At 36.4% G+C, this 21,391-nt stretch carries 21 protein-coding genes; 4 read left to right on the top strand and 17 right to left on the bottom strand.

Annotated features, from left to right (window positions below; all coding sequences use genetic code 11):
- Positions 1–98: 98 nt before the first annotated feature.
- From coaBC to EG344_RS12300, 4 genes are all read right to left on the bottom strand, one after another.
- The gene (gene coaBC / locus EG344_RS12315; protein WP_123909677.1) at positions 99–1,304 is read right to left on the bottom strand and encodes a bifunctional phosphopantothenoylcysteine decarboxylase/phosphopantothenate--cysteine ligase CoaBC; all 1,206 of its coding nucleotides are present in this window, start codon (positions 1,302–1,304) and stop codon (positions 99–101) included.
- A gap of 123 nt (positions 1,305–1,427) precedes the next feature.
- The gene (locus EG344_RS12310; RefSeq protein ID WP_034681463.1) at positions 1,428–1,751 is read right to left on the bottom strand and encodes a DNA-directed RNA polymerase subunit omega; all 324 of its coding nucleotides are present in this window, start codon (positions 1,749–1,751) and stop codon (positions 1,428–1,430) included.
- A 42-nt stretch (positions 1,752–1,793) separates the two neighbouring features.
- On the bottom strand, positions 1,794–2,789 hold the full coding sequence (locus EG344_RS12305; RefSeq protein WP_123909676.1) for an outer membrane protein assembly factor BamD: 996 nt from the start codon (positions 2,787–2,789) through the stop codon (positions 1,794–1,796).
- Positions 2,790–2,892: 103 nt separating this feature from the next.
- On the bottom strand, positions 2,893–3,522 hold the full coding sequence (locus tag EG344_RS12300) for a TetR/AcrR family transcriptional regulator (protein WP_066693165.1): 630 nt from the start codon (positions 3,520–3,522) through the stop codon (positions 2,893–2,895).
- Positions 3,523–3,618: 96 nt separating this feature from the next.
- On the opposite strand from EG344_RS12300, the gene EG344_RS12295 reads away from it, so the two are divergent.
- The 4 genes from EG344_RS12295 (at position 3,619) to EG344_RS12280 (ending at position 6,231) form a co-directional block, all read left to right on the top strand.
- The gene (locus EG344_RS12295) at positions 3,619–4,245 is read left to right on the top strand and encodes a TatD family hydrolase (protein ID WP_123911812.1); all 627 of its coding nucleotides are present in this window, start codon (positions 3,619–3,621) and stop codon (positions 4,243–4,245) included.
- On the top strand, positions 4,238–4,963 hold the full coding sequence (locus tag EG344_RS12290) for a ThiF family adenylyltransferase (protein ID WP_123909675.1): 726 nt from the start codon (positions 4,238–4,240) through the stop codon (positions 4,961–4,963). Before EG344_RS12295 ends, EG344_RS12290 begins: the two co-directional genes overlap by 8 nt.
- Positions 4,963–5,334, top strand: coding sequence for a ribonuclease P protein component (rnpA, locus tag EG344_RS12285; protein ID WP_123909674.1), 372 nt, complete (start codon positions 4,963–4,965; stop codon positions 5,332–5,334). Before EG344_RS12290 ends, rnpA begins: the two co-directional genes overlap by 1 nt.
- A 291-nt stretch (positions 5,335–5,625) precedes the next feature.
- The gene (locus EG344_RS12280; RefSeq protein ID WP_123909673.1) at positions 5,626–6,231 is read left to right on the top strand and encodes a DUF4126 domain-containing protein; all 606 of its coding nucleotides are present in this window, start codon (positions 5,626–5,628) and stop codon (positions 6,229–6,231) included.
- 46 nt (positions 6,232–6,277) lie between these two features.
- Here the strand turns inward: EG344_RS12280 and EG344_RS12275 are convergent, their stop codons facing one another.
- The 13 genes from EG344_RS12275 to EG344_RS12215 form a co-directional block, all read right to left on the bottom strand.
- Positions 6,278–8,287 carry a hypothetical protein gene (locus tag EG344_RS12275; RefSeq protein WP_123909672.1) on the bottom strand — a complete coding sequence of 670 codons (2,010 nt, stop codon included), beginning with the start codon at positions 8,285–8,287 and terminating at the stop codon, positions 6,278–6,280.
- 1 nt (position 8,288) lies between these two features.
- On the bottom strand, positions 8,289–8,840 hold the full coding sequence (locus EG344_RS12270) for an LptE family protein (RefSeq protein ID WP_123909671.1): 552 nt from the start codon (positions 8,838–8,840) through the stop codon (positions 8,289–8,291).
- Positions 8,830–9,537, bottom strand: a complete 708-nt coding sequence (locus EG344_RS12265; RefSeq protein WP_123909670.1) for a hypothetical protein — start codon at positions 9,535–9,537, stop codon at positions 8,830–8,832. The genes EG344_RS12270 and EG344_RS12265 overlap by 11 nt, the downstream gene beginning before the upstream one ends.
- A 17-nt stretch (positions 9,538–9,554) precedes the next feature.
- Positions 9,555–10,841: a sigma-54 interaction domain-containing protein gene (locus tag EG344_RS12260; RefSeq protein ID WP_123909669.1), complete on the bottom strand. Its 1,287-nt coding sequence runs from the start codon at positions 10,839–10,841 to the stop codon at positions 9,555–9,557.
- 30 nt (positions 10,842–10,871) lie between these two features.
- The gene (locus EG344_RS12255) at positions 10,872–11,669 is read right to left on the bottom strand and encodes a tetratricopeptide repeat protein (protein ID WP_123858254.1); all 798 of its coding nucleotides are present in this window, start codon (positions 11,667–11,669) and stop codon (positions 10,872–10,874) included.
- Positions 11,641–12,156, bottom strand: coding sequence for a hypothetical protein (locus EG344_RS12250; RefSeq protein WP_123909668.1), 516 nt, complete (start codon positions 12,154–12,156; stop codon positions 11,641–11,643). Before EG344_RS12250 ends, EG344_RS12255 begins: the two co-directional genes overlap by 29 nt.
- Before the next feature lie 9 nt (positions 12,157–12,165).
- Positions 12,166–13,602, bottom strand: a complete 1,437-nt coding sequence (gene miaB / locus EG344_RS12245) for a tRNA (N6-isopentenyl adenosine(37)-C2)-methylthiotransferase MiaB (RefSeq protein WP_123909667.1) — start codon at positions 13,600–13,602, stop codon at positions 12,166–12,168.
- Between the two features lie 170 nt (positions 13,603–13,772).
- Positions 13,773–14,186, bottom strand: coding sequence for an energy transducer TonB (locus tag EG344_RS12240; protein ID WP_123909666.1), 414 nt, complete (start codon positions 14,184–14,186; stop codon positions 13,773–13,775).
- A gap of 121 nt (positions 14,187–14,307) precedes the next feature.
- Positions 14,308–14,787: an energy transducer TonB gene (locus tag EG344_RS12235; protein ID WP_123909665.1), complete on the bottom strand. Its 480-nt coding sequence runs from the start codon at positions 14,785–14,787 to the stop codon at positions 14,308–14,310.
- A gap of 132 nt (positions 14,788–14,919) precedes the next feature.
- The gene (locus tag EG344_RS12230; protein WP_123909664.1) at positions 14,920–16,653 is read right to left on the bottom strand and encodes a thiamine pyrophosphate-dependent enzyme; all 1,734 of its coding nucleotides are present in this window, start codon (positions 16,651–16,653) and stop codon (positions 14,920–14,922) included.
- 362 nt (positions 16,654–17,015) lie between these two features.
- The gene (gene lysA / locus EG344_RS12225; protein WP_185145557.1) at positions 17,016–18,218 is read right to left on the bottom strand and encodes a diaminopimelate decarboxylase; all 1,203 of its coding nucleotides are present in this window, start codon (positions 18,216–18,218) and stop codon (positions 17,016–17,018) included.
- A 259-nt stretch (positions 18,219–18,477) separates the two neighbouring features.
- Positions 18,478–19,701 carry a PolC-type DNA polymerase III gene (locus EG344_RS12220; RefSeq protein WP_123909663.1) on the bottom strand — a complete coding sequence of 408 codons (1,224 nt, stop codon included), beginning with the start codon at positions 19,699–19,701 and terminating at the stop codon, positions 18,478–18,480.
- Between the two features lie 142 nt (positions 19,702–19,843).
- Positions 19,844–21,370, bottom strand: coding sequence for a helicase HerA-like domain-containing protein (locus tag EG344_RS12215; RefSeq protein ID WP_123909662.1), 1,527 nt, complete (start codon positions 21,368–21,370; stop codon positions 19,844–19,846).
- Between the last annotated feature and the right edge of the window lie 21 nt (positions 21,371–21,391).

The following is a 21,391-nucleotide window of genomic DNA, read 5'->3' as shown; positions in this document are numbered from 1 at the left end:
AATGTCATATGTAATCGTATTATCCCCATAGATATTGTCTTTGCAAATTCTGACGATTTCATGGTCTATTAAAAATTGAGAACGGAAATTTATTAAAATTATTTTAAAAGCTGAGATTCAACAAAATTGAGAATATCTTTTGCTACTTCTCCTTTCGACTTCAAATCAAATTCTCTTTTCTCTGTTTTGGTGAATATTTTAATTTTATTGGTATCATTTTTAAAACCAGCCCCTTCATCACGTAGAGAGTTCAGCACAATCATATCAAGATTTTTCTTCTCTAGTTTTCCTTTGGCATTTTCCTCTTCATTTTGAGTTTCCAAAGCAAAGCCTACCAGAAACTGATGGGTTTTCTTTTCACCCATTGTTTTAAGAATATCTGGATTTTTCACCAATTCAATGGTTAGGTTTTCATCATTTTTTTTGATCTTTTCCTTGGCAATATCCTTCGGCGCATAATCTGCCACAGCAGCACTTGCAATCCCGATATCGATCCTGTCATAAAACTCAAATACTTTAGCCAGCATTTCTTTTGCAGAAGTTACTTTATGCAGTTCTACCCTTTTATCGGTAAGGATTTGTGAACTTGGTCCTGAGATTAGAATAACTTTTGCACCTCTTTTTGAAGCCTCTTCAGCCAAAGAAAACCCCATTTTTCCTGAAGAATGGTTTCCGATGAATCTCACAGGATCAATTGCCTCATAGGTAGGACCTGCAGTAATTAAAACGGTTTTTCCCTCCAAACTTTTTTCAGTTGTATGATCTGCAAAATAATCTTCAATTGAACTGAAAATCGTTGATGGCTCAGCCATTCTTCCCTGCCCGATCAGGCCGCTTGCCAGCTCTCCGTTTTCAGCAGGAATGATGCTGTGTCCATAGCTTACCGCCAATTCGAGGTTTTTTTTCGTAGAAGGATGTGCGTACATATCCAAATCCATTGCCGGAGCAATAAATACAGGGCATTTTGCGGACATATATGTTGCAATAACGAGATTATCACACATTCCGTGCATCATTTTAGATAAAGTATTGGCGGTACATGGAGCCACAATCATTACATCTGCCCATAAAGCAAGTTCAACATGGCTGTTCCAGGTTCCGTTGTTATCATAAAAATCGGAATAAACAGGTTTCTTCGATAAAGTAGCCAAACTCAGTTTGGTTACAAAATGTTCTGCATCGGGGGTCATAATCACCTGTACTTCGGCTCCTTGTTTTACAAAGTCTCTTATCAGAAAGTGAACTTTATAGGCTGCTATTCCTCCAGAAACAGCAATAAGGATCTTTTTACCGGAAACACTCATTTAGCTTTAATTTTTTTGAAATACTAAAATACTTATTTTTTCTTACAATCACGGTTTAAAACAGCAAAGGTCATAAAAGAACGTAATTCCTTTATGACCTTTGTTTATAAAAAAGACAGAAGATTACTTTCTCTCTTCTGTTTTTCTGAAATACACGTCTTCATTTAACCACTCTTCAATAGCAATTGAAGTTGGCTTTGGAAGTTTTTCGTAATGCTTAGAGATCTCAATCTGTTCTCTGTTTTCGAAAACTTCTTCTAATGTAGAATTGTGAACAGCAAATTCATCCAATTTATTGTGAAGCTCCGTACGGATCTCCGCATTGATTTGCTCTGCTCTCTTTCCCATGATAACAATAGCTTCGTAGATTGAACCTACTTTATCTTCAATCTTATCTTTGTCGTAAGTAATAGTATTTACTTCTGCTTTTGTATCTTTTACACTCATTTTGAGAAAATTATTTTTATTTTAAGATGGCAAATTTACGAATTATCTTTTAATTTTGAAAGTCGCTGCAGGTGGAGGGGTCTGAAGTGCCGCACTATCCCTCTGCATCTGCTTTGCCTGCTTTTCATTGCTGATCTGATCTTTAATCTGCTGTTCTTTTTTATCCTGGCTGGCAAGCTTTTCAGCCTCTTTCTTTTGCTTAGCTGTTAAAGCGGCAATTTTTACTTCGGTTTCTTTTTTAACCACTACAAAATGCTCCTTTTCTTTTTCCAGTTTTGCTCTCAGATCAGATGCTGTCTTAGAGTACTCTGTATTAGGAAGCTCCTTTTCAACCATTTTCACATAGGTCAAAGCACTTTCAATACGTTCGTCTTTAAGATTATAAATAGACTTCATGGCCAATTCATAACGGGATTTCATGATATAATCATAAATTTTCGGACGAAGTTTCGTACTTGGGAAGTCTTCCAATACATTTTCCAAGGCTACATTAGCAGCTTTGTACTCACCCATTTTAAAGTATTGTCTTCCGTTCTCATAAGCCTTAAATTCTAGCTTATAAGTTAATTCGTCAATAAGCTGACTGATATTCTTTGATCTTTCTGAATTTGGATAGTTGTTCAGGAAGTCCTGAAGTTCATTCACCGCTAACTCTGTACTTGACTGATCCAGGTTATAATCCATAGACCCTTCATAGTAGCATAATGCAGACATATAAGCCGCTTCTTCTGCTCTTGGATCTTTTGGAAAGTTAACCGCAAAGTTTTTAAACTGATGACCTGCCAGTTTATAACTTTTATCATAGTAGTTGGCATAAGCTGTATTGAAACCTACGTTAGGAAAATCATCCGTTCCTGCTACAAGGTTCGCAAGTCTGTCATAAAGAGCCAATGCATTTTTCCACTTTTTCTTAGCAAAGTTTTCATTGGCAGCTTTTAAGATAAAATCTTTATCAGCACTCTTCATTGCTCTTTCTTGCTGGCTTACACATGATGCCACCACTGCTACAGCAAAAAGACCTAAAATATATTTTTTCATATAAAAAGTTCAACAGTTTTCGGATTATACAGCCGATTTACTAATTTGCAAAAATATAACTTTTTTGCCAATAGATTTTTTTTTATGAATATTTAACGTAATTTTAGTCTGCAGCGTATCCCAAAATTGCAAAAACACTCAATAAAAGATTCATTCTTACTTTTTTCTCAGCCTCTTTCGCATAAGCTTCTTCGTTTTTACTTGGTACATAAAGCTCATAAAAATTTTTATTCCGGATCACAAATAAAGTAGAGCCGATAATCATGGTAAGAATATCTTCCGGCTTTGGCGTAAAGGTAAACACTCCAGAGGCCACTCCTTTTTTGATGACTTCATCCAGTTTTTTTACAAACAGCTGATAAAAATCAAGCAATTCGTCCTTTAAATTCTCTGTATGACGGAGTTCCTGGGTAACAAACCCATGAAAATAATTATATTTGAAGAGCTGGGAAACAATATATTTTATCATTTCACGCATCTGCATTTCTGGCTTTCCTTCTTTGATCGTATCCGCAAATTCTGAAAAATTTTCCCTCGTCTTTAATACTCTATATTGATAAAGGTAAGACATCATTTTCTCTTTAGAACCGAAGTAATAAGAGATCATAGCGACATTGATATTGGCTTTAGAACAAATATCTCTCACAGAAGTTCCTTCGTACCCTTTTTTTGCAATTAATTCTTCTGCAATATCCAGTATGTGAATCTGTTTTTCAGTAAATTTTTTTTTCATGAAGTGCACTTTGAGTAAAGTTAAGAAATTTTTAACACATTTATAAACGATCGTTTAATAATTTTATATTAATTCCAAATAGTCGTATTTTTGAATATGGAATTTTTTGATTTTCATCATCATAAAAAATACATCAAAGACGGAATTTACAATTTGGACATAGGGCAAATTCCGCCGGATTCTCTTTATTCAATAGGAATACACCCGAATGATATTGATAGTAATAATATAGACCATCAGCTGAATTGGATGAGAAATATGATGTTTCAGAACTGTTTTGCCATAGGTGAATGTGGGCTGGATTCTTTGGTTCCAATCGATCAGAAAATTCAGGAGGAAGTTTTTTTAAGACAGATCAATATTTCCAATGAGCTAAAAAAACCTGTTATTGTACACTGTGTAAAAAAATTTTACGCGGTGATTTCTTTTAAGAAAAAAGCAGAACAGCCCATGATTATTCATGGTTTTAATAAAAAACAAAAAATTGCTGAGGATCTTCTGGCCAATAATTTTTACCTGAGTTTTGGAAAAGCTGTTTTGTATAATTTATCTTTGCAGCAAACTTTGAAATCTACTCCTTTACATCGTTTTTTTTTAGAAACGGATAATGATGATTTTGATATTAAAGAATTATATCTGAAAGTTTCAGAGCTCAAAGAGATTTCACTGGAAAGTTTAAATAAACAAATTATAGAAAATTTAGAGGCAATACAAAATGGATAAATACTGGTTGGAAAGAACAGAACTTCTTATTAAGGAAGAAGGTTTGGAAAAATTGAACAAAGCAACTGTTCTTGTTGTAGGGTTAGGTGGTGTGGGTTCCTTTGCAGCAGAATTCCTGGCAAGAGCTGGTGTTGGAACAATGACCATTGTAGATGGAGATACTGTAGACATTACCAACGTAAACAGACAACTTCCCGCCTTACGATCCACTGTTGGGAAACATAAAGTAGAAGTTGTTGCCGAAAGATTGCTGGATATTAATCCTGACCTTAAATTAACAAAAATCAATGAGTTTCTGAATCCTGAAAGAATGGAGGAAGTGCTGGATTCATCACCATTTGATTATGTCCTGGATTGTATAGACAGCGTCACTCCAAAATTAAGCTTAATTATTGCTGCTAAAAGGAAAAAAATAAAGGTGATAAGCTCAATGGGAGCTGGTGGAAAGACAGACCCGAGCAAGGTATTGGTAAGAGATATCAGTAAAACCGAGCATTGCCATCTTGCAAGACAGATAAGAAAAAGACTGAGAAAAGTAAAAATTGACAAAGGAGTGCGTTGTGTTTTTGCCAATGATATTCAGGACGAGGAAAGCCTGAAAATGACCGACGGAACAAATTATAAAAGATCTTTTTACGGAACGATAAGTTATATGCCTGCCATTTTTGGACTTTATGCTGCTGCTGAAGTGATTAATTATTTAGTGGAAAAAGATTAATGCAGAATTCCAAATATCCCAGAGCGGAAAAGCTCAAAAAAAATACAGAAATCAGTTTACTTTTTGAAAAAGGTAAATGGAGAACTTCTGGAAATCTAAGAATCATTATTCTCAAAGATAAGCCTACTCTTCCGATTGAAAGCGGAAAATTTGGGGTTTCTGTTTCTAAAAGATATTTTAAGAGAGCGGTTCACAGAAACCGTATCAAAAGGTTGCTTAGAGAATGTTATAGGCTAAACAAAGCTTTATTTCAAGAAGCTTTTGGAGAAAAAACTATCGCTATGATGTTCTGGGTTTCTTCTGAAATGCCTCCAAAATTTCAAGATGTAGAAACACAGTTTATCAAGCTTTGTGAGGCCCAGAAAAAGTAATTTTCCTTTACATAATAAGAATCCGTGAAAATCTGTGTTTAATACTTTATCACAGGTTTTTATTTCTTATTTGGCATATTATTTTTCTTACTACAGATAAGAGTAACACAGATAATTGCCTATACAAACTTCTATCAAGTCTGTATTTCATAGGGTTTTGCTTATTATGCAATATACAACCCGAAAACTACACACTTTGTCAACCGAATCCCAAATCGAACCTCCTCATAACACTTCAAATCTCACATACTTTTTGTAATTTTATAGGAAACAATAAATCTGAAAATTAATATGTTGGATCAAGTTCCCTATCTTTCGTATGTCATTAGTGCCTTTATCGGCATTGGGCTATCTGCTGCTACAGGCTTCAGAGTCTTTCTTCCTTTGTTTGCCGTAAGCCTTGCTTCTTATTTTCACTGGATTCCGATGAATGAGAGCTTTGAATGGCTGGCGGGTTTGCCTGCACTCATCACTACGGGAATAGCAACGGTTGTCGAGATTCTGGCTTATTATATTCCATTCGTAGATCATTTACTGGATACTATTTCTGTTCCTATGGCGACTGTAGCCGGTTCTATCTTATTCGCCAGCCAGTTTGCCGAATTGGGCACATTTCCACAATGGGCGCTGGCTCTAATTGCGGGTGGAGGAACAGCAGCTACCATAAGCTCGGGCTTTGCAGGAATACGGGCCGCTTCTACTGCGACCACAGGAGGATTGGGAAATTCTGTAGTAGGAACTACCGAAACAGCAGGAGCGGGTATCATGACTATACTTGCTATGGTTGCACCCATTATTGCAGCTGTTCTGGCTATTACTTTATTGATATTGGTAGTTGTATATGGGCGAAAAGCATGGCGAAAAATTCGGGGTAAAAAAACGCCTTCAACTGAATAAAAAACAAAGGTACAGTCTATTATAGCTGTACCTTTTATATTATATTTTAGTTTTTACTCCTAAAATCTTTGATCTCTTTAATTCTGGTTTCGAAATATTCTTTCTTCTCCGGATGCTTTTTAATCAGGATATCAAATGCTTTAATTGCTTTTGAATATAGTTTCTGTTCAAAATAAAGATTCGCCAATGTTTCGGTCATCAGGTGGGAAATATCATCATTCTTTTCTTTGACAACATATGAGCTTTCTTCTTTCAACTGACTGATCCTAGGATTGTTTTCAATAAAAGTTTCAATCGCTTTTTCCTTGATCTCTTCTTTTTCTTTTTCAACCTCATCTGGTCTGTCTATTTTCAGCCAACTCTGCCATGTATTGATAAATCCAGGGACGTTGCTGTTGATTGATGACTGAGGATTGCTTTCTACTGCCGCTTCCTTCATTGGTTCTTCTTTTATAGGCTCTTCTGTTTCTTGCTTCGCTTCTCCAACTTTCAAACTCGATATATCTGAACCAAAGAATGAAACATTCATTACAGGAACTTCTTCATTCTTCTGACGATCCGCTTCGGGAATGCCCTGAACTTCTTCAGTATTTGTAGGTTGTTTTTCCTCTTCTATAGAAGTATCTTCAGCAGAGACTTCTACTACCGTTTCAGGCTCTTCAACAGACTGTATATTTTCCGTTTTTGTCTCAGCCGCAGGTATTTCTGTTACTACAGGAATGTTTATTACAGGTGCAGCTGTATCTAGCTGTTTATTAATTAAAGAATCAGGCACATTAGATTCAAGACTCATAGGCTTCCATGTTGTCTGAACTTCAGGAACAACTTCTTCAACAACTTCTTCTTTTGTAGCTTCTACTTCAGATTCTGTATCCTCAATTATTACTTCCTGTACTGGCTCTTCATTTACTTCTTCTGATTCTTCTGAACTTTCCTGATCGGTTGACCAGAAGTGGAAACTTTGAGTTTCCGCAAAGCTTATTTCGTGATCTTCAACAACTTCCGGCCCTGCCTGCTCTTCTTGCGGAACAGATTTAGTCTCCTTCATCTTTTTCTCAACCTCTTCAATCAGACGTCTCATTTCCTCCTCATGCTTATTTACATTAAGTGGAGAAACTTCAACAGGTTCAATACCTTCTTCATTATTGGCCTGGATTTTCACATCTGGCAGGAATGCATCTGTTGCGTGGAAACTTAATTCTGCATCCGGTTGTTCTGTAAGCTCTTCTTCAAGTTCTGAAACAGGAACTTCTTCATCAGCAATAGCTTCGGCATCTTCTGTTCGAACTTCAGATACATTTTCTTCAACAGCTCCTTCCGGAGATAAGGATTCTGTTCCCTCAAAACTCAGATTTTCTTCTTCATCAACTTTTTCTTCTACAGTTTCTGAAGCGATCTGGTCTTCATTAATAACGGTTTCCGGTGTAAAATTTTCTCCTGCATTCTCTTCGATTTCCTCCTGTACTTTTTCTTCTTCCTGTTGAACCGATACTGTAGTTTCCGGTTCGGATTTCTGAGTAACCAACGTTCCTGATTCTAATGTAGATTCAAGATCTATCGTTTCTGTATTTTCCTCATCCAGGAAATTTTCTTCCCCTTCAAACAGAATTCTGTTACGTTCTCCATTTACATAGAGATGCTTAACTTCTTGTCCTGTCTGTAATAGACATGTTTCCTTTTCTTCTTCCTCATTTTTTTCCTGAGCCGGAGTGGTTTCATCTCTTTTTATCGGGAAACCTTTGACATTATAATTGTACTTAACAGGCTTTTCAGCTGCTATTACAGAAGGTTTATCTTCAGTTATTTTCTCTTTTACTTCCTGCTGAATTTTCCCGTTGATCAGCTGATAAAGAATTTTTTTATCAGTGGTATAGGCTGCCGTTGTAGAAAGCTCTTTCTGATAGTTTTCTTTTTCATACAGGTGTACTCCATACAGATGGAGCGCCCTGATATTTTGAATATAGGGAAATGCGTGAATCTCTTCCTTCAAAAGTCCAAGGTCTTCTGACTGAATATTTTTCGGATTTTTTATTAATTCTAGAACTCTGGGATTCATCTTACCAATTCGCTACAATATCGTTAAATATCTTATTAATAATTCTTTCTGTCACAATCTTCACTTGAGAGTTTTCGATCTCACTTTGTGATAAGCTACTGTTAAAAGCAGCTTCATCACTATAGGTTCTGTCAAAACTGGAATCCGGGTGTACTTTATTTTCGTAATGCACCTTCACAGTAATTGTAAGCTTATTCTGAGCCTGTTGTACTACACCACCGGAAGGGTTGGTCTGCGTATTGGAACTGATGGTGGTAGGCGTAATCGCATAATCTGTAATTTCTCCTTCTATCAGGATATCAGGATTTGATTTTGTTCCTTTCAGAGTGGTTCTCTGTAAAAACCTGTTCTGAATATCTGTTGAGAACTGTTGTGACAATGTCGGATTTACAAGAGATGCATTGTTCGGAAACTCATTGATCTGAACCGTTTTTTCGTCTGTAAGAGAAGATCCGGTAAAACTGTAACATGAATTCAACATTCCCAGCAAAGCAAAGAATACCATCATTAATAATGGCTGTTTCAGACTGATATTTTTAATTTTAAAATTCATTTTTAGATCCAATTTCAATGATTTCGTCATGTTCAATTTGTTGAATAGCGTCTTCATAAGCAAAATAATTAGCAGTATATACGAAAGGAAGGGTAAGAAATATCCCGATCCCACACGCAAGAACTCCGATTTGAGCTAAAAGGCCTACCACGAATGAGAAAAGAAGAATTGCTATAAGGTTTCCCTGAGTCATTACTCTTGAAATATTCCATGCTGTTTTTAAGTCTTTAATTCCTTTCAGGCTGATCAATGGAACAATGTAGAACGCTTTCAAAGCAAAATAGTAGATGGCTACTATGATAAAAACTACATAAGGAATTACAAATATCATGGCAAGCGGACCAGCATCATTCCCATTATTAGATAATGCTCCTGTTAAAGCCAATACAATAATCAGTGGAATGTAAATAATGAAAACTCCTCCAAAAATAATTAACTGTAGAATAAGGTAGGGCATAAAATCCTTAAAATCAAAAATATCCCCAGGGCTTGCAGGCTGGTTTCTATTGATTTTTTGAAGATATTTATACATATTACCCATTGCTAACAACCCACAAAAAGGAATAATCGACATAATCATGCATACTAAAAATGCGATAAAAATGTTCCCGAAGTCTTTCTTTAAAAGTTCGAAACCTTTGTTAATATATTCTCCGAATTTAAAATTGACCGGCTTAGGCATTAAATTTACATTCATACTTATTTTGTGCTTTACTAATCTTCCAGATTATACTGTTTTATTTTTCTATATAAGGTTCTCTGCGAAATTCCAAGCTCATCAGCAGCTCTGTTTCTTCTTCCTTTATGTTTTTCCAGGGCTTTTATAATCAAATCCTTTTCGTTATTCTGAAGAGAAAGTGATTCTGGTCTGTTTTCTTCTATTTCAATATCCTCAATATCTTCATAGCTGTCATCCGGACTTGAAATAATTGTAGGGGTTTGTACCGCCGGCGCATCGTTATTCTCAAAATACAGTAAAGAACCGGAATTTACCTGTGGCTGAGCTTCAGGAGTATAAATTCTGTTGATGAGACTTTTTTCATGATTGCTCAGATCTGCTGTTCCTCTGTTCTTTATCAATTCCGAAGTTAAGGATTTTAAATCATTAATATCGCTCCTCATATCGAATAGAATCTTATACATGATTTCTCTTTCGCTTCCAAAATCATTCGATTTTGGTGTACTCTGATTGTTTACCACCATTGGGAGATGGGTTTCCATCGGAATATATTCTGCAAGCTTTTCTGCCGTGATATTTCTGTTTCTTTCCACAACGGTCATCTGTTCTACAAGATTCCTCAATTGACGGACGTTACCCGGAAAAGAATAATTTTCTACATAATGAACAGCACTTGGCTCCAGTTCCAGTTCCGGCATTCTGTATTTTTCTGCAAAATCTATGGCAAATTTTCTGAACAACAAATGAATATCTCCCTTTCTTTCTCTTAAAGGAGGCATATCAATCTGAACGGTATTCAAACGATAGTACAAATCCTCGCGGAATCTTCCGTCATGAATAGCCTTCATCATGTTTACATTGGTAGCTGCCACGATTCTTACATTGGTCTTTTGTACCTGCGAAGATCCCACTTTCATAAACTCACCGCTTTCCAGCACTCTTAAAAGACGAACCTGTGTCTGTAACGGAAGTTCTCCTACCTCATCTAAAAAGATTGTTCCTCCGTCTGCTACTTCAAAATACCCTTTTCTGGTGGCAGTAGCTCCTGTAAATGCTCCTTTTTCATGCCCGAATAATTCTGAGTCTATGGTTCCTTCAGGAATAGCTCCACAGTTGACTACGATATAAGGCTGATGTTTTCTTCTGGATTCTGAATGAATGATCTTCGGAATAAATTCTTTCCCTACTCCACTTTCTCCAATCACAAGGACGGAGATATCTGTAGGGGCAACCTGTATCGATTTTTCCAATGCTCTGTTAAGTGCCGGAAAGTTCCCGATAATTCCGAAGCGGTTTTTTATGTTTTGTAGCTCGTTGCTCATAAGTAAATTTTTGATTATTGATTTAATGTTCTACAGCTCTTCAATCTGCTGTCTGTAAACTTTGTTAAAATGATGGGTATAGACATCTTTCATTGTCTTGCCTTCATCATACGTTTTTAAGGCTAACATTTTTAAATCCAAATAATCCTTGTTTCTGATCTTAGAAACTTTACTTTTAAAGTATATATTCTCGGCAAAGTTGTACTCTTTGCTTTGTTTTTCAAAATTTTCCAGGGCTTTATCATATCTGCCCAGTTCAAAATAGGTAACGCCAAGCTGGTAATGGTCAAACATTCCCTTTACATACCCTCTTGTAGCCAGAAGCTTTTCGATAATGCCGGCCGCTTTTTCTTTCTTCCCTAAACCACTGTAGGACATAGCTTTCACCACATCCAAATGATAATCTCCATTTAAAGATCTTCCAAGATCTTCAGGATAATATTGACGGAACTCTTCTAAGTCCTGAATTGCCCCTTTATAATCCCCTAAAAATTGAAATTTACACCAGCCTCTGTAACCAAGGTGCATTTTAGGATTTAAGGCAACGGCTTTATCAATCAGGATTTTCCAGGTTGAAAAATCTCCGTTTTTAAGATAAGGTACCGCTTTCTCCATATAAGCATTGGAGAAATCCGGACAAAGTTCAATAGCTTTATCAAAACCTTCCTGAGACTCGCGGAAACCTTGTAACTCTGAAGCTTTGTTGTAAAGTTCACACGCTTTTTTACAGTCCTCACCCTCTATTGCATTACAGTTGACCTGTGCAATAGTATTGGTGTACACGATAAGTAACAAAAAGCTAAGGTAATACCTCTGAAACTTTTCCATCTTCAATTTTATAGGTTAAATACTGATAGTAATCTACTTTTAAACCTTCTATCTCTTTCGGCATCCAGCCATTTAATGATTTTGTGAACTTCAACAGCCTATTTTCCAGTTCTTCATCCAAAGCAATATCTTTCAACTCTGAATTCATATGCTTTAGTCTGAACAATCCTGTTTTTCCTTCACAATTTACTAAAAATCTAACGGTAATATAACCATTGATCTTCTTTTCTGAATATATATATTCTTTTTTAAGTTTTTCGACGATAGCATTTTTTTCTCCCTGATAATTGAACTTTTGCGGTCCGTGGTAATATTGAAAACTGAAAGGCTTGTCTTTTCCTGCTCCACACTTCTTAAAACCTGCTTCATCTAACTTGCTGTCAAAAGCTATATCACCCACGGTATCCGGATATTTGCTCCTATTTTTCTCTGCCTGACAAGAAAACAGAACAAAAGAAAATAGAGTAAAAAGGTAAACCGCTTTCAAAACTTAAATTTATTCTGTGATTTTCCCTAAAAGTGTGCCTTGGGTATTATCATATACAAATACGTCCACAATGTCACCTATTTTCTGCCCCTCAAGCTTATCGAAGACACAAACTGCGTTTTGAGAGTTTCTTCCTTTCCATTGATTTTCATTCTTTCTGGAAGTTCCTTCGATCAGAATCTGGTGAACTCTTCCCACATACGACTGCATTCTCATTCTGGAAAGCTCACCCTGAAGTGCAATTACCTCAGCAAGACGTCTCTGCTTCACATCAGCCGGGATATTATCTTCCATTTTCTTGTGAGCAGGTGTTCCCGGTCTTTCCGAATAAGCGAACATATATCCATAGTCATATTCCACTTCTTTCATCAGACTTAACGTATCCTGATGGTCTTCTTCGGATTCGCTGCAGAATCCAACGATCATATCCTGGGAGAAGGCAACTTCAGGAACAATTTCCTTAGCTTTTCTGATGAGTTCAAGATATTCTTCACGGGTATGTTGTCTGTTCATTGCTTCAAGCATATTGTTGCTTCCACTCTGCACAGGAAGGTGAACATATTTACAGATGTTATTATGTTTCGCCATCATTCTGAATACATCCAGGCTCATATCCTGAGGATTTGATGTGGAGAATCTGATTCTCATTTCAGGAACTGCCTTGGCAACCAAATCTAATAACTGAGCGAAATTAACCGCAGTTGCTTTCTGCATTTCGGATGCTTTGGCAAAATCTTTTTTAGGACCGCCTCCATACCATAGGTAAGAATCTACATTTTGTCCTAAAAGCGTAATTTCTTTATAACCACTATTCGCAAGGCCTTTACATTCCTCAATAATGGAATGGGGATCACGGCTTCTTTCTCTTCCTCTGGTAAATGGTACTACACAGAATGTACACATGTTATCACAACCTCTTGTAATGGTAACAAAAGCGGTAACTCCGTTTCCGCCTAAACGAACAGGGTTGATATCTGCATAGGTTTCTTCTTTGGAAAGAATTACGTTGATGGCATCTCTACCATCGTCAGTTTCCTTTAGTAAGTTGGGTAAGTCTCTATAGGCGTCTGGTCCTACCACAAGGTCTACCAATTGTTCTTCTTCTAAGAACTTGGTTTTCAATCTTTCTGCCATACATCCCAGAACCCCTACCGTCATGTTTGGTTTTTCTCTCTTAAGATTTTTGAATTGGGAAAGACGCATTCTTACTGTCTGTTCCGCCTTTTCACGGATAGAACATGTATTTAACAGGATCAGATCAGCTTCTTCCACTTTCATCGTTGTATTATATCCTTGTTCGTTAAGAATGGAGGCAACAATTTCAGAATCAGAGAAGTTCATCTGACAACCATAGCTTTCTAAAAACAGTTTTTTAGAATTTTCAGGTCTTTCGGCAATCGCAAATGCTTCTCCCTGTTTTGTTTCGTCTATATATTTTTCCTGCACGATAATCAATTTAAGGTTCGGGATTAAAACACGGGAAACCTTTCCGTGAATTTTAATCTACGAACAGATGAGTCTGCAAAGATACAAAATATTGTGACAGAATGGCAGGAGGATTATTATGATATGTTAAACTCATGAAAAGAGTGATTTTCCTCTACTTAAAATGAGTATTAATCTCCGTGATCAAAATGATCTGATGTAAAATTAATTTTAATGATTTTTTTAGAAACGACCGGCTGACCATCTTTCATTGCAGGTTTCCATTTCTTTTTTACTTTTTTAATAGCAAACTGCATGTCATCTATAAACATCTCGCTATTTTTCACTTTAGGTAAGACATCAAGATTTTCGACTTTCCCACTTGTATTCACATCAAAGACAAAAACAAACATTCCGTTTACTGCATATTTTTTCAAATCAATATAGGAATGGATCATTTGTAAGAATTCTTTGGTAAAAGCGTCATCACCACCTGGAAACGCTGCATTTTGAGAATTCATAACGGTTTCTGCCGGATTTTTTGATCCTTGTGAATATCCTATAAATCCAAAGAACAGGAACAGGATTAAAATGTATTTTTTCATGGTTATTATTGGTTCTTCAGTACAATCAATTTCCAGTCAACCCCAATATTCAGGTCGACGCAATAAAAAAAGAAAAAGTAAATAAGAAAATGGTTAGTAGTTTTTCATTCATGCCTTTGGATTACATATCTACTGATAAGGATGAGAAGTTCATTTTCACTTTCATCTCAGATTTTACCGGTTGTCCATTACAGGTAGCTGGCTTCCAGGTTTTTTTGATCCTTCTTACGACATATTGCATATCATCAAAGAAAGCTTCACTGTGTAAAACTTTTGGAGCTCCTACAGCATCTATTACTTTTCCCGTTTCATTGATTATCAGAGTAAATGTAAAGTCTCCACTCAGCGTATAGAAATCTGCATTCAGGTATGTATACATGTATTTGCTCAAAATATCTCTATATGCCGAAGCTCCACCTTCAAATGCTGCCGGTTTAAAATCAGTACATTTTGCTGCAACCTGTAAAAAAGGTTCCTTAATGTCTATTTTAAAAAGGTTTTTATTATTTTCTACAATAAAGGAATCATCTCTATCTTCAAGCTCTTGTGCAAAAGCAAAGTTTGCAAAACATAAGGCAAAAAATAAAAGTATCGTTTTCATAGCTTGATCTTTTCATTAAATTAATAAACAAAGGTAAATATTTAAGAGTCTTACCAAAAAGAAAACTTCACACAATGTATGAAGTTTTCAATTTTTTTCACTTCATCTTTATAAAGATATCTAAAACTGCCTCTATAACAAGCCTTTAATATGCTTATAATTACTTTTTACCGTTTCGAGTACTTCATCCATTTTTCCCCCCAGCATCAGCTGAGCCATAGATTTGGTCATCCCGAGAACCTGATCCATTTCAATCTTAGGAGGAAGAGCCAGCGCATTAGGGTTGGTAAAAATATTAAGGAGATAAGGTCCGTTATAATCCAGACATTCTTTAATCGCACTTTCTACCTCTTCGGGTTGATGAACATTTTTTCCAGGATATCCCATAGCCTGGGCAACTAATGCAAAATCAGGATTAATCATATCGGTTTCGTTATCCGGCATTCCACCCACTTCCATTTCTAATTTTACCATTCCCAACGTCCTGTTATTAAAAACAATCAATTTTACGGGAAGCTTATATTGGAAAATGGTTGCCATATCTCCCAACAGCATAGATAAACCACCATCCCCACACATGGCAATAACCTGCTTATCCGGATGGGCAAGAGACGCTCCAATAGCCATTGGCATTGCATTGGCCATTGATCCGTGGTTAAAAGATCCCAACATTTTTCGTTCTCCGGTTCCTGTAATAAATCTTGCCCCCCAAACACAGCACATTCCTGTATCTACAGTGAAAATTGCATCTTTTTTAGCCAAACGGTCCAACGTATGGGCAACATACTCCGGCTGAATAGCATTTTCTTTCCCGTAATCCTTTACATATTCCAGCTGATTTTCCTTTACTTTATCGTAAAATGCCAATTGCTCATTGAGAAAGTCAACATCTGTTTTCTCATTCAGCATGGGAAGCAATGCCATAATCGATTGTTTTACATCTCCAGTAAGACCTAATTCAAGCTTTGCCCTTCTTCCCAGCCTTTCCGGACTTTCATCGATCTGAACTATTTTATTTTTTACCGGCATAAACTTTTGGTAAGGAAAGTCAGTTCCCAGAAGAATTACAACATCTGCTTCGTGCATGGCATGATAAGCGGAAGGAAATCCTAACAAACCTGTAAGACCAATCTCATTAGAATTATTAGGCTGAATCGCCATCTTTCCCCGGAATGAATATCCTACAGGAGCCTTTAGTAAGTGAGATAATTTGATAACCTCAGCACTCGCTTCAGCAGCTCCAATCCCGCAGTAAAGGGTTATCTTTTTATTTTCATTAATCAGCGTTGCCAGATTTTTCAACTCATCATCTGATGGTCTTATTACAGGATTGGTTTTAAAGATTTGAGTAGAAGTCGTTGTTTCCTGTGCATCCAGTTCTGAAACATCACCCGGAAGGCCGATGACCGCTACTCCTTTTTTAGAAATCGCATGTTGGATAGCCGTTTGAACTGTTCGTTGTACCTGCTCAGGACGGGTAATCATTTGATTATAATAACTGCAATCGTCAAATAATTTTATTGTGTTTGTCTCCTGAAAGTAATCCATTCCCATTTCATCACTGGGAATTGTAGATGCAATCACCAGCATCGGAACATGCGATCTGTGTGCCTCATATACTCCATTAATCAGGTGAACGTGTCCAGGACCGCAGCTTCCTGCACACACTGCAAGACCATCAAGTTCAGCTTCGGCAGCAGCAGCATAAGCTCCTACTTCTTCATGTCGTACATGAATCCACTGGATGCTGCTTTTCTTCACCGCAACATTTAGGTGATTGAGGCTGTCACCTGTCACTGCATAAATTCTTTTCACATTAGCGTTTTCGAGCATTTCTACAATTTGCTCTGCTATATTTTTAGCCATAAATAATAGATTTGGTAGTTCTTTTTAATATAATAACTAGGATAAAAGTACCCTAATCCTATCAAATTTAGCCAATTAATTGGAGTTTTCGAGACGTTTAACTATTAAAAAAATGGTAAATTTTTCATCAAACTCTAATTCAGTTGTTTTTATTTTAACGCAGCGCCCGCTAAGGTTTTAGATTGTATAATAACTTTTAGTCCGAAAAGGCGTTTCACTCAGCTATCCTAAATAAGTCCTTTGCTGACGTTCTACCAGACTTAGGGTTCATTTTTTTACCACATTGGTTAAACTTTGCCAATCCAGCATAAAACAAAACGGCCATCCTAAAGGACAGCCGTTCGTATATTATTTTCTATTGATTAGATAACCACTTCAATCTGGTTTCTCAATAAGTCTTCAAATTCGTCTCTTTTACGGATCAGATGAGCTTTTCCATCAAGGAACAGAACTTCAGCAGGCTTTAATCTTGAATTGAAATTTGAACTCATCTCAAAACCATACGCACCGGCGTTGTGGAACGCAAGGATATCACCTTCTCTTACTTCGTGTAGTTTTCTGTCCCATGCAAAGGTATCCGTTTCACAGATGTTCCCTACTACGGTATAAATTCTTTCCGCTCCTTTTGGATTAGATAAGTTTTCAATAGCGTGGTAAGAATCATAAAACATAGGGCGGATCAGGTGATTAAACCCTGAGTTCACTCCTACGAAAACAGTAGCAGTAGTTTGTTTGATTACATTCGCTTTCACTAAAAGGTAACCACTTTTTCCTACTAAGAATTTCCCTGGTTCAAACCAAAGCTCGAATTTTCTACCTGTTGTTTTTGAAAACTCTCCTAAAACTTTTTCTACTTTTCTGCCTAATGTTTTAACGTCAGTTTCTTCTTCGCTGTCCTGGTAAGGGATTTTGAAACCACTTCCCATGTCCAGATATTTCAGGTTAGGGAAATGTTCAGAAAGTTCAAGCATGATATCCAGCGCCTGCAGGAATACCTCAGGATCTTTAATCTCACTTCCTGTGTGCATGTGAAGACCTTCAACATTAAGGTTGGTACTTTTCATCACTCTTTCAATGTGACGAAGCTGATGAATGGAGATTCCGAACTTACTGTCGATATGCCCTGTTGAGATTTTATAGTTCCCTCCGGCAAAGATATGCGGGTTGATTCTAACAAAAATAGGGTAAGAATTTCCGTATTTATTCCCGAATTGCTCAAGAATAGAAATGTTATCAATATTAATATGAACTCCGAAAGACATTGCTTCCTCTATTTCAGCTAAGTCAACACAATTGGGAGTAAACAATATTTTTTCTTTTGGAAATCCTGCCTTTAATCCTAATTTGACTTCGTTAATAGATACGCAATCTAAAGATGCACCCAGCTTCTTGACATACTTAAGGATATTGATATTGGTCAACGCCTTCGCTGCATAGAAGAACTTAGTATGTTTTAAAAAAGAAGATGTAAGTTTTTCGTATTGAACTTTGATGGATTCTGCATCATACACATACACCGGGGTGCCAAACTCATTGGCGATCTTTAATAATTCTTGTGAATTCATAATTTCATTTTAACATAAAAAAAGGCAGATTCTTTGAAAAAGAGCCTGCCACATTGATTATTTTTTATGCAAGACAAGTCTTTTAAATATTCCAAACCTTAGAGAACTTAATAGCTCCCTTTTTTCCAGTTTTTATTTGTTTAAGAATTTGCATTGCTTCTATTTATTTTTTGCAAAAATACTATTTATTTTTTATTCTGAGAAAATTGATTTAAAAGTATCTTCTTTCTAATCAAAATTTAAGGCCTAAATTTCTGTATTATTTAGGCAGCGGTAAAGTCTCAAAATCACCGCGCAGAAGAGCCAACTGTAGTTCATTATTCAAATCCGTTGAAGACAGCTGAAGATCAATTTTTAATTTGGCAAGTTTACTGAGCGTTTGTATCTGTGTAAACAGCTCATAAAAACCAAAGGATATTACTTTTCCGTTTTCAATAATTAAAAATAATTTCTCGCCTAATTTTCTTCCGGTGCCCAGCCAAAGCTCATTCCTTTTTCTGAATTCTATCTTCTGTTTTAACACATTTACATCATTGTATTCTTCCTGAGCACCAATAAACTGAACGGCTTTTGCACCTTGAGTAAATGATCTGAATTTCAAGATTGCCTTTTCTGTTTTATTGAGAGTATTTTTTTCAACAACATATTTGTTGTTTCTGAAATAAAGTCCGAATGGCAGAACCTCTTTTTTCTTAACCTTTTTAGAGTTTAGGATTAATTTCGCGATAATATCCGTTCCGGTAAGTTCAAAATTAATCTGTTCAACGTCCTTTTGAACCTGTTCCCATTTCTTGGATTTGGAATTGAATACTTTTTTTGAAAATTTATTGATATCCTGCACATAATCGGAAAAAATAATTTTTCCTGCTTCATCCTGAAAATAAACGAACCCTTTTTCGTTGGGAAGATCCTGTGTCAATTGCTTAATCTTATTGATATAGGTTTTGGCATTGGTTTCTTCGTGCTGTTTTTGGATTATCTCGTTTTCGGTATCTTTGGATATTAAAAGTTTAAACAGTTCCAGCGTAGCTCTGGCATCTCCGTCTGCTCTGTGATGATTAGTCAAAGGAATCCCTAATGATTTTACCAATTTACCTAATGAATAGCTTACTTCATCAGGAATCAGTTTTTTAGCTAAAGGAATAGTATCTAAAGTATTGATTTTAAAATCATAACCCAATCTTTTAAACGATTGGCGAAGCATTCTGTAATCGAAATCAATATTATGTCCTACCAGGGTTGTATTTTGGGTAATTTCAATCACTCTTTTAGCTATTTCATGGAACTTCGGGGCCGTTTTCACCATCTTAGGAGTGATACTGGTAAGCTTCTGAACAAAAGGAGTAATATCTCCTTCCGGATTGACAAGGGATATAAACTGATCTGTAATTTTCTGTCCATCATATCTGTAGATGGCGATATCTATAATGCATTCATTTCTATAACCTGCACCATTACTTTCTATGTCTATAATTGAATACATTGATTTTCCCGTTAACTGCTGTGTTTATTATTTAAAATTTCAATTCTTTACCCCGATATCATTTTCCTATCAGTAAAGATAACCTGCTAAAATAACAAAAAATATATCAAAATATAGCAGGTTACTCTATATTAGGTTCGGATTATCTTTTTCTGCCTCCAAGACCAAACATTCCGAGAATAGCTTTTGCACCTTCCCGCATTAATGTATTGGTAAAAGTTCTTCCTGCCTGGCTTTGCAATACCTGCTCAAACATTCCCGGTTCTTCTTTTACCGGTCTTGTTCTCTGATTGGTTGTTGGATTTTGGGCTGCTTGCTCCATTCTGTTGGTTAGCATTTCATAAGCAGATTCTCTATCGATTGCTTGCTCATATTTGGCTACCATGGCTGAGCCGGACGTTAATTCTGTAATCTCCGCCTCACTCAAAACATCCATTCTTGATTCTGGAGAAATAAGATAGGTATGAACCAGTGGTGTTGGAATTCCTTTTTCATCCAAAGCTGTTACAAATGCTTCCCCAATTCCTAAATTCTGAATAAGATTGGAGGCATTATAATATTCTGTCGTTGGATAATTCTCAACAGCCTTGGAAATTTCCTTTTTATCTTTTGCTGTAAAACCTCTCAAAGCATGTTGTATTTTTAACCCTAATTGAGACAAAACACTCTCAGGTACATCACCAGGAATCTGGGTAATAAAATAAATACCCACTCCTTTTGAACGGATAAGCTTTACCATCGTTTCAATCTGTGAAAGAAGAGTTTTTGAGGCTTCATCAAAAAGTAAATGTGCTTCATCTATGAACAACACTAATTTTGGCTTACCACTATCTCCTTCTTCAGGAAAAGTCATATAAATTTCTGCAAAAAGAGAAAGCATAAAGGTAGAAAATAGTTGTGGCTTATTCTGAATATCTGATACTCTTAAAATATTCACAACTCCTTTTCCATCTCTGGTTTGTAATAAGTCCTGAACATCAAAGCTTAATTCACCAAAGAAATCTCCCGCACCCTGTTGCTCTAGAGCTACAATAGATCTTAGAATAGCTCCCAAAGAAGCTGGTGCTATCGATCCGTAATTAGCGGCAAGCTCAGCTTTCCCTTGTGCATTATCTGTCACATACTGAAGTACTTTCTTTAAATCTTTAAGATCAATCAGAGGAAGTCCTTTATCATCACAATATTTAAAGACAATAGACATGATACTTTGCTGGGTATCATTAAGTTCAAGAATTTTACTTAATAAAACAGGGCCGAATTCTGTTACAGTAGCTCTCAATTTTATTCCTTTTCCTCCTGAAATACTCATCAATTCTACCGGAAAACCCTGTGGAGTATAAGGAAGCTGAGTTTTCGCATACCTCTCTTCAATGATAGAATTCATCTGCCCGGCTTCTGCAATACCGGAAAAGTCACCTTTGATATCCAAAACCAATGATGGAATTCCCTGATGAGAAAGCTGTTCTGCAAATACCTGTAATGTTTTGGTCTTTCCTGTTCCCGTTGCTCCTGCAATAAGACCGTGACGGTTGATTGTTTTTAAAGGAATAGTTACATTCACTTCCGGAACGACTTCTCCGTCCAGCATTCCTTTCCCTAATATGATGTGATCTCCCTTTGGAGTGTATCTAGCATTTAATTCTTCAATAAATTGTGCTTTGTCTGCCATTTGATTGCTTTTTTAACTTAT

Source organism: Chryseobacterium sp. G0162, assembly GCF_003815715.1.
Classification (GTDB): domain Bacteria; phylum Bacteroidota; class Bacteroidia; order Flavobacteriales; family Weeksellaceae; genus Chryseobacterium.
Note: the sequence above shows the minus strand (reverse complement) of the source record. Positions and strands in the feature narration are given on the sequence as shown.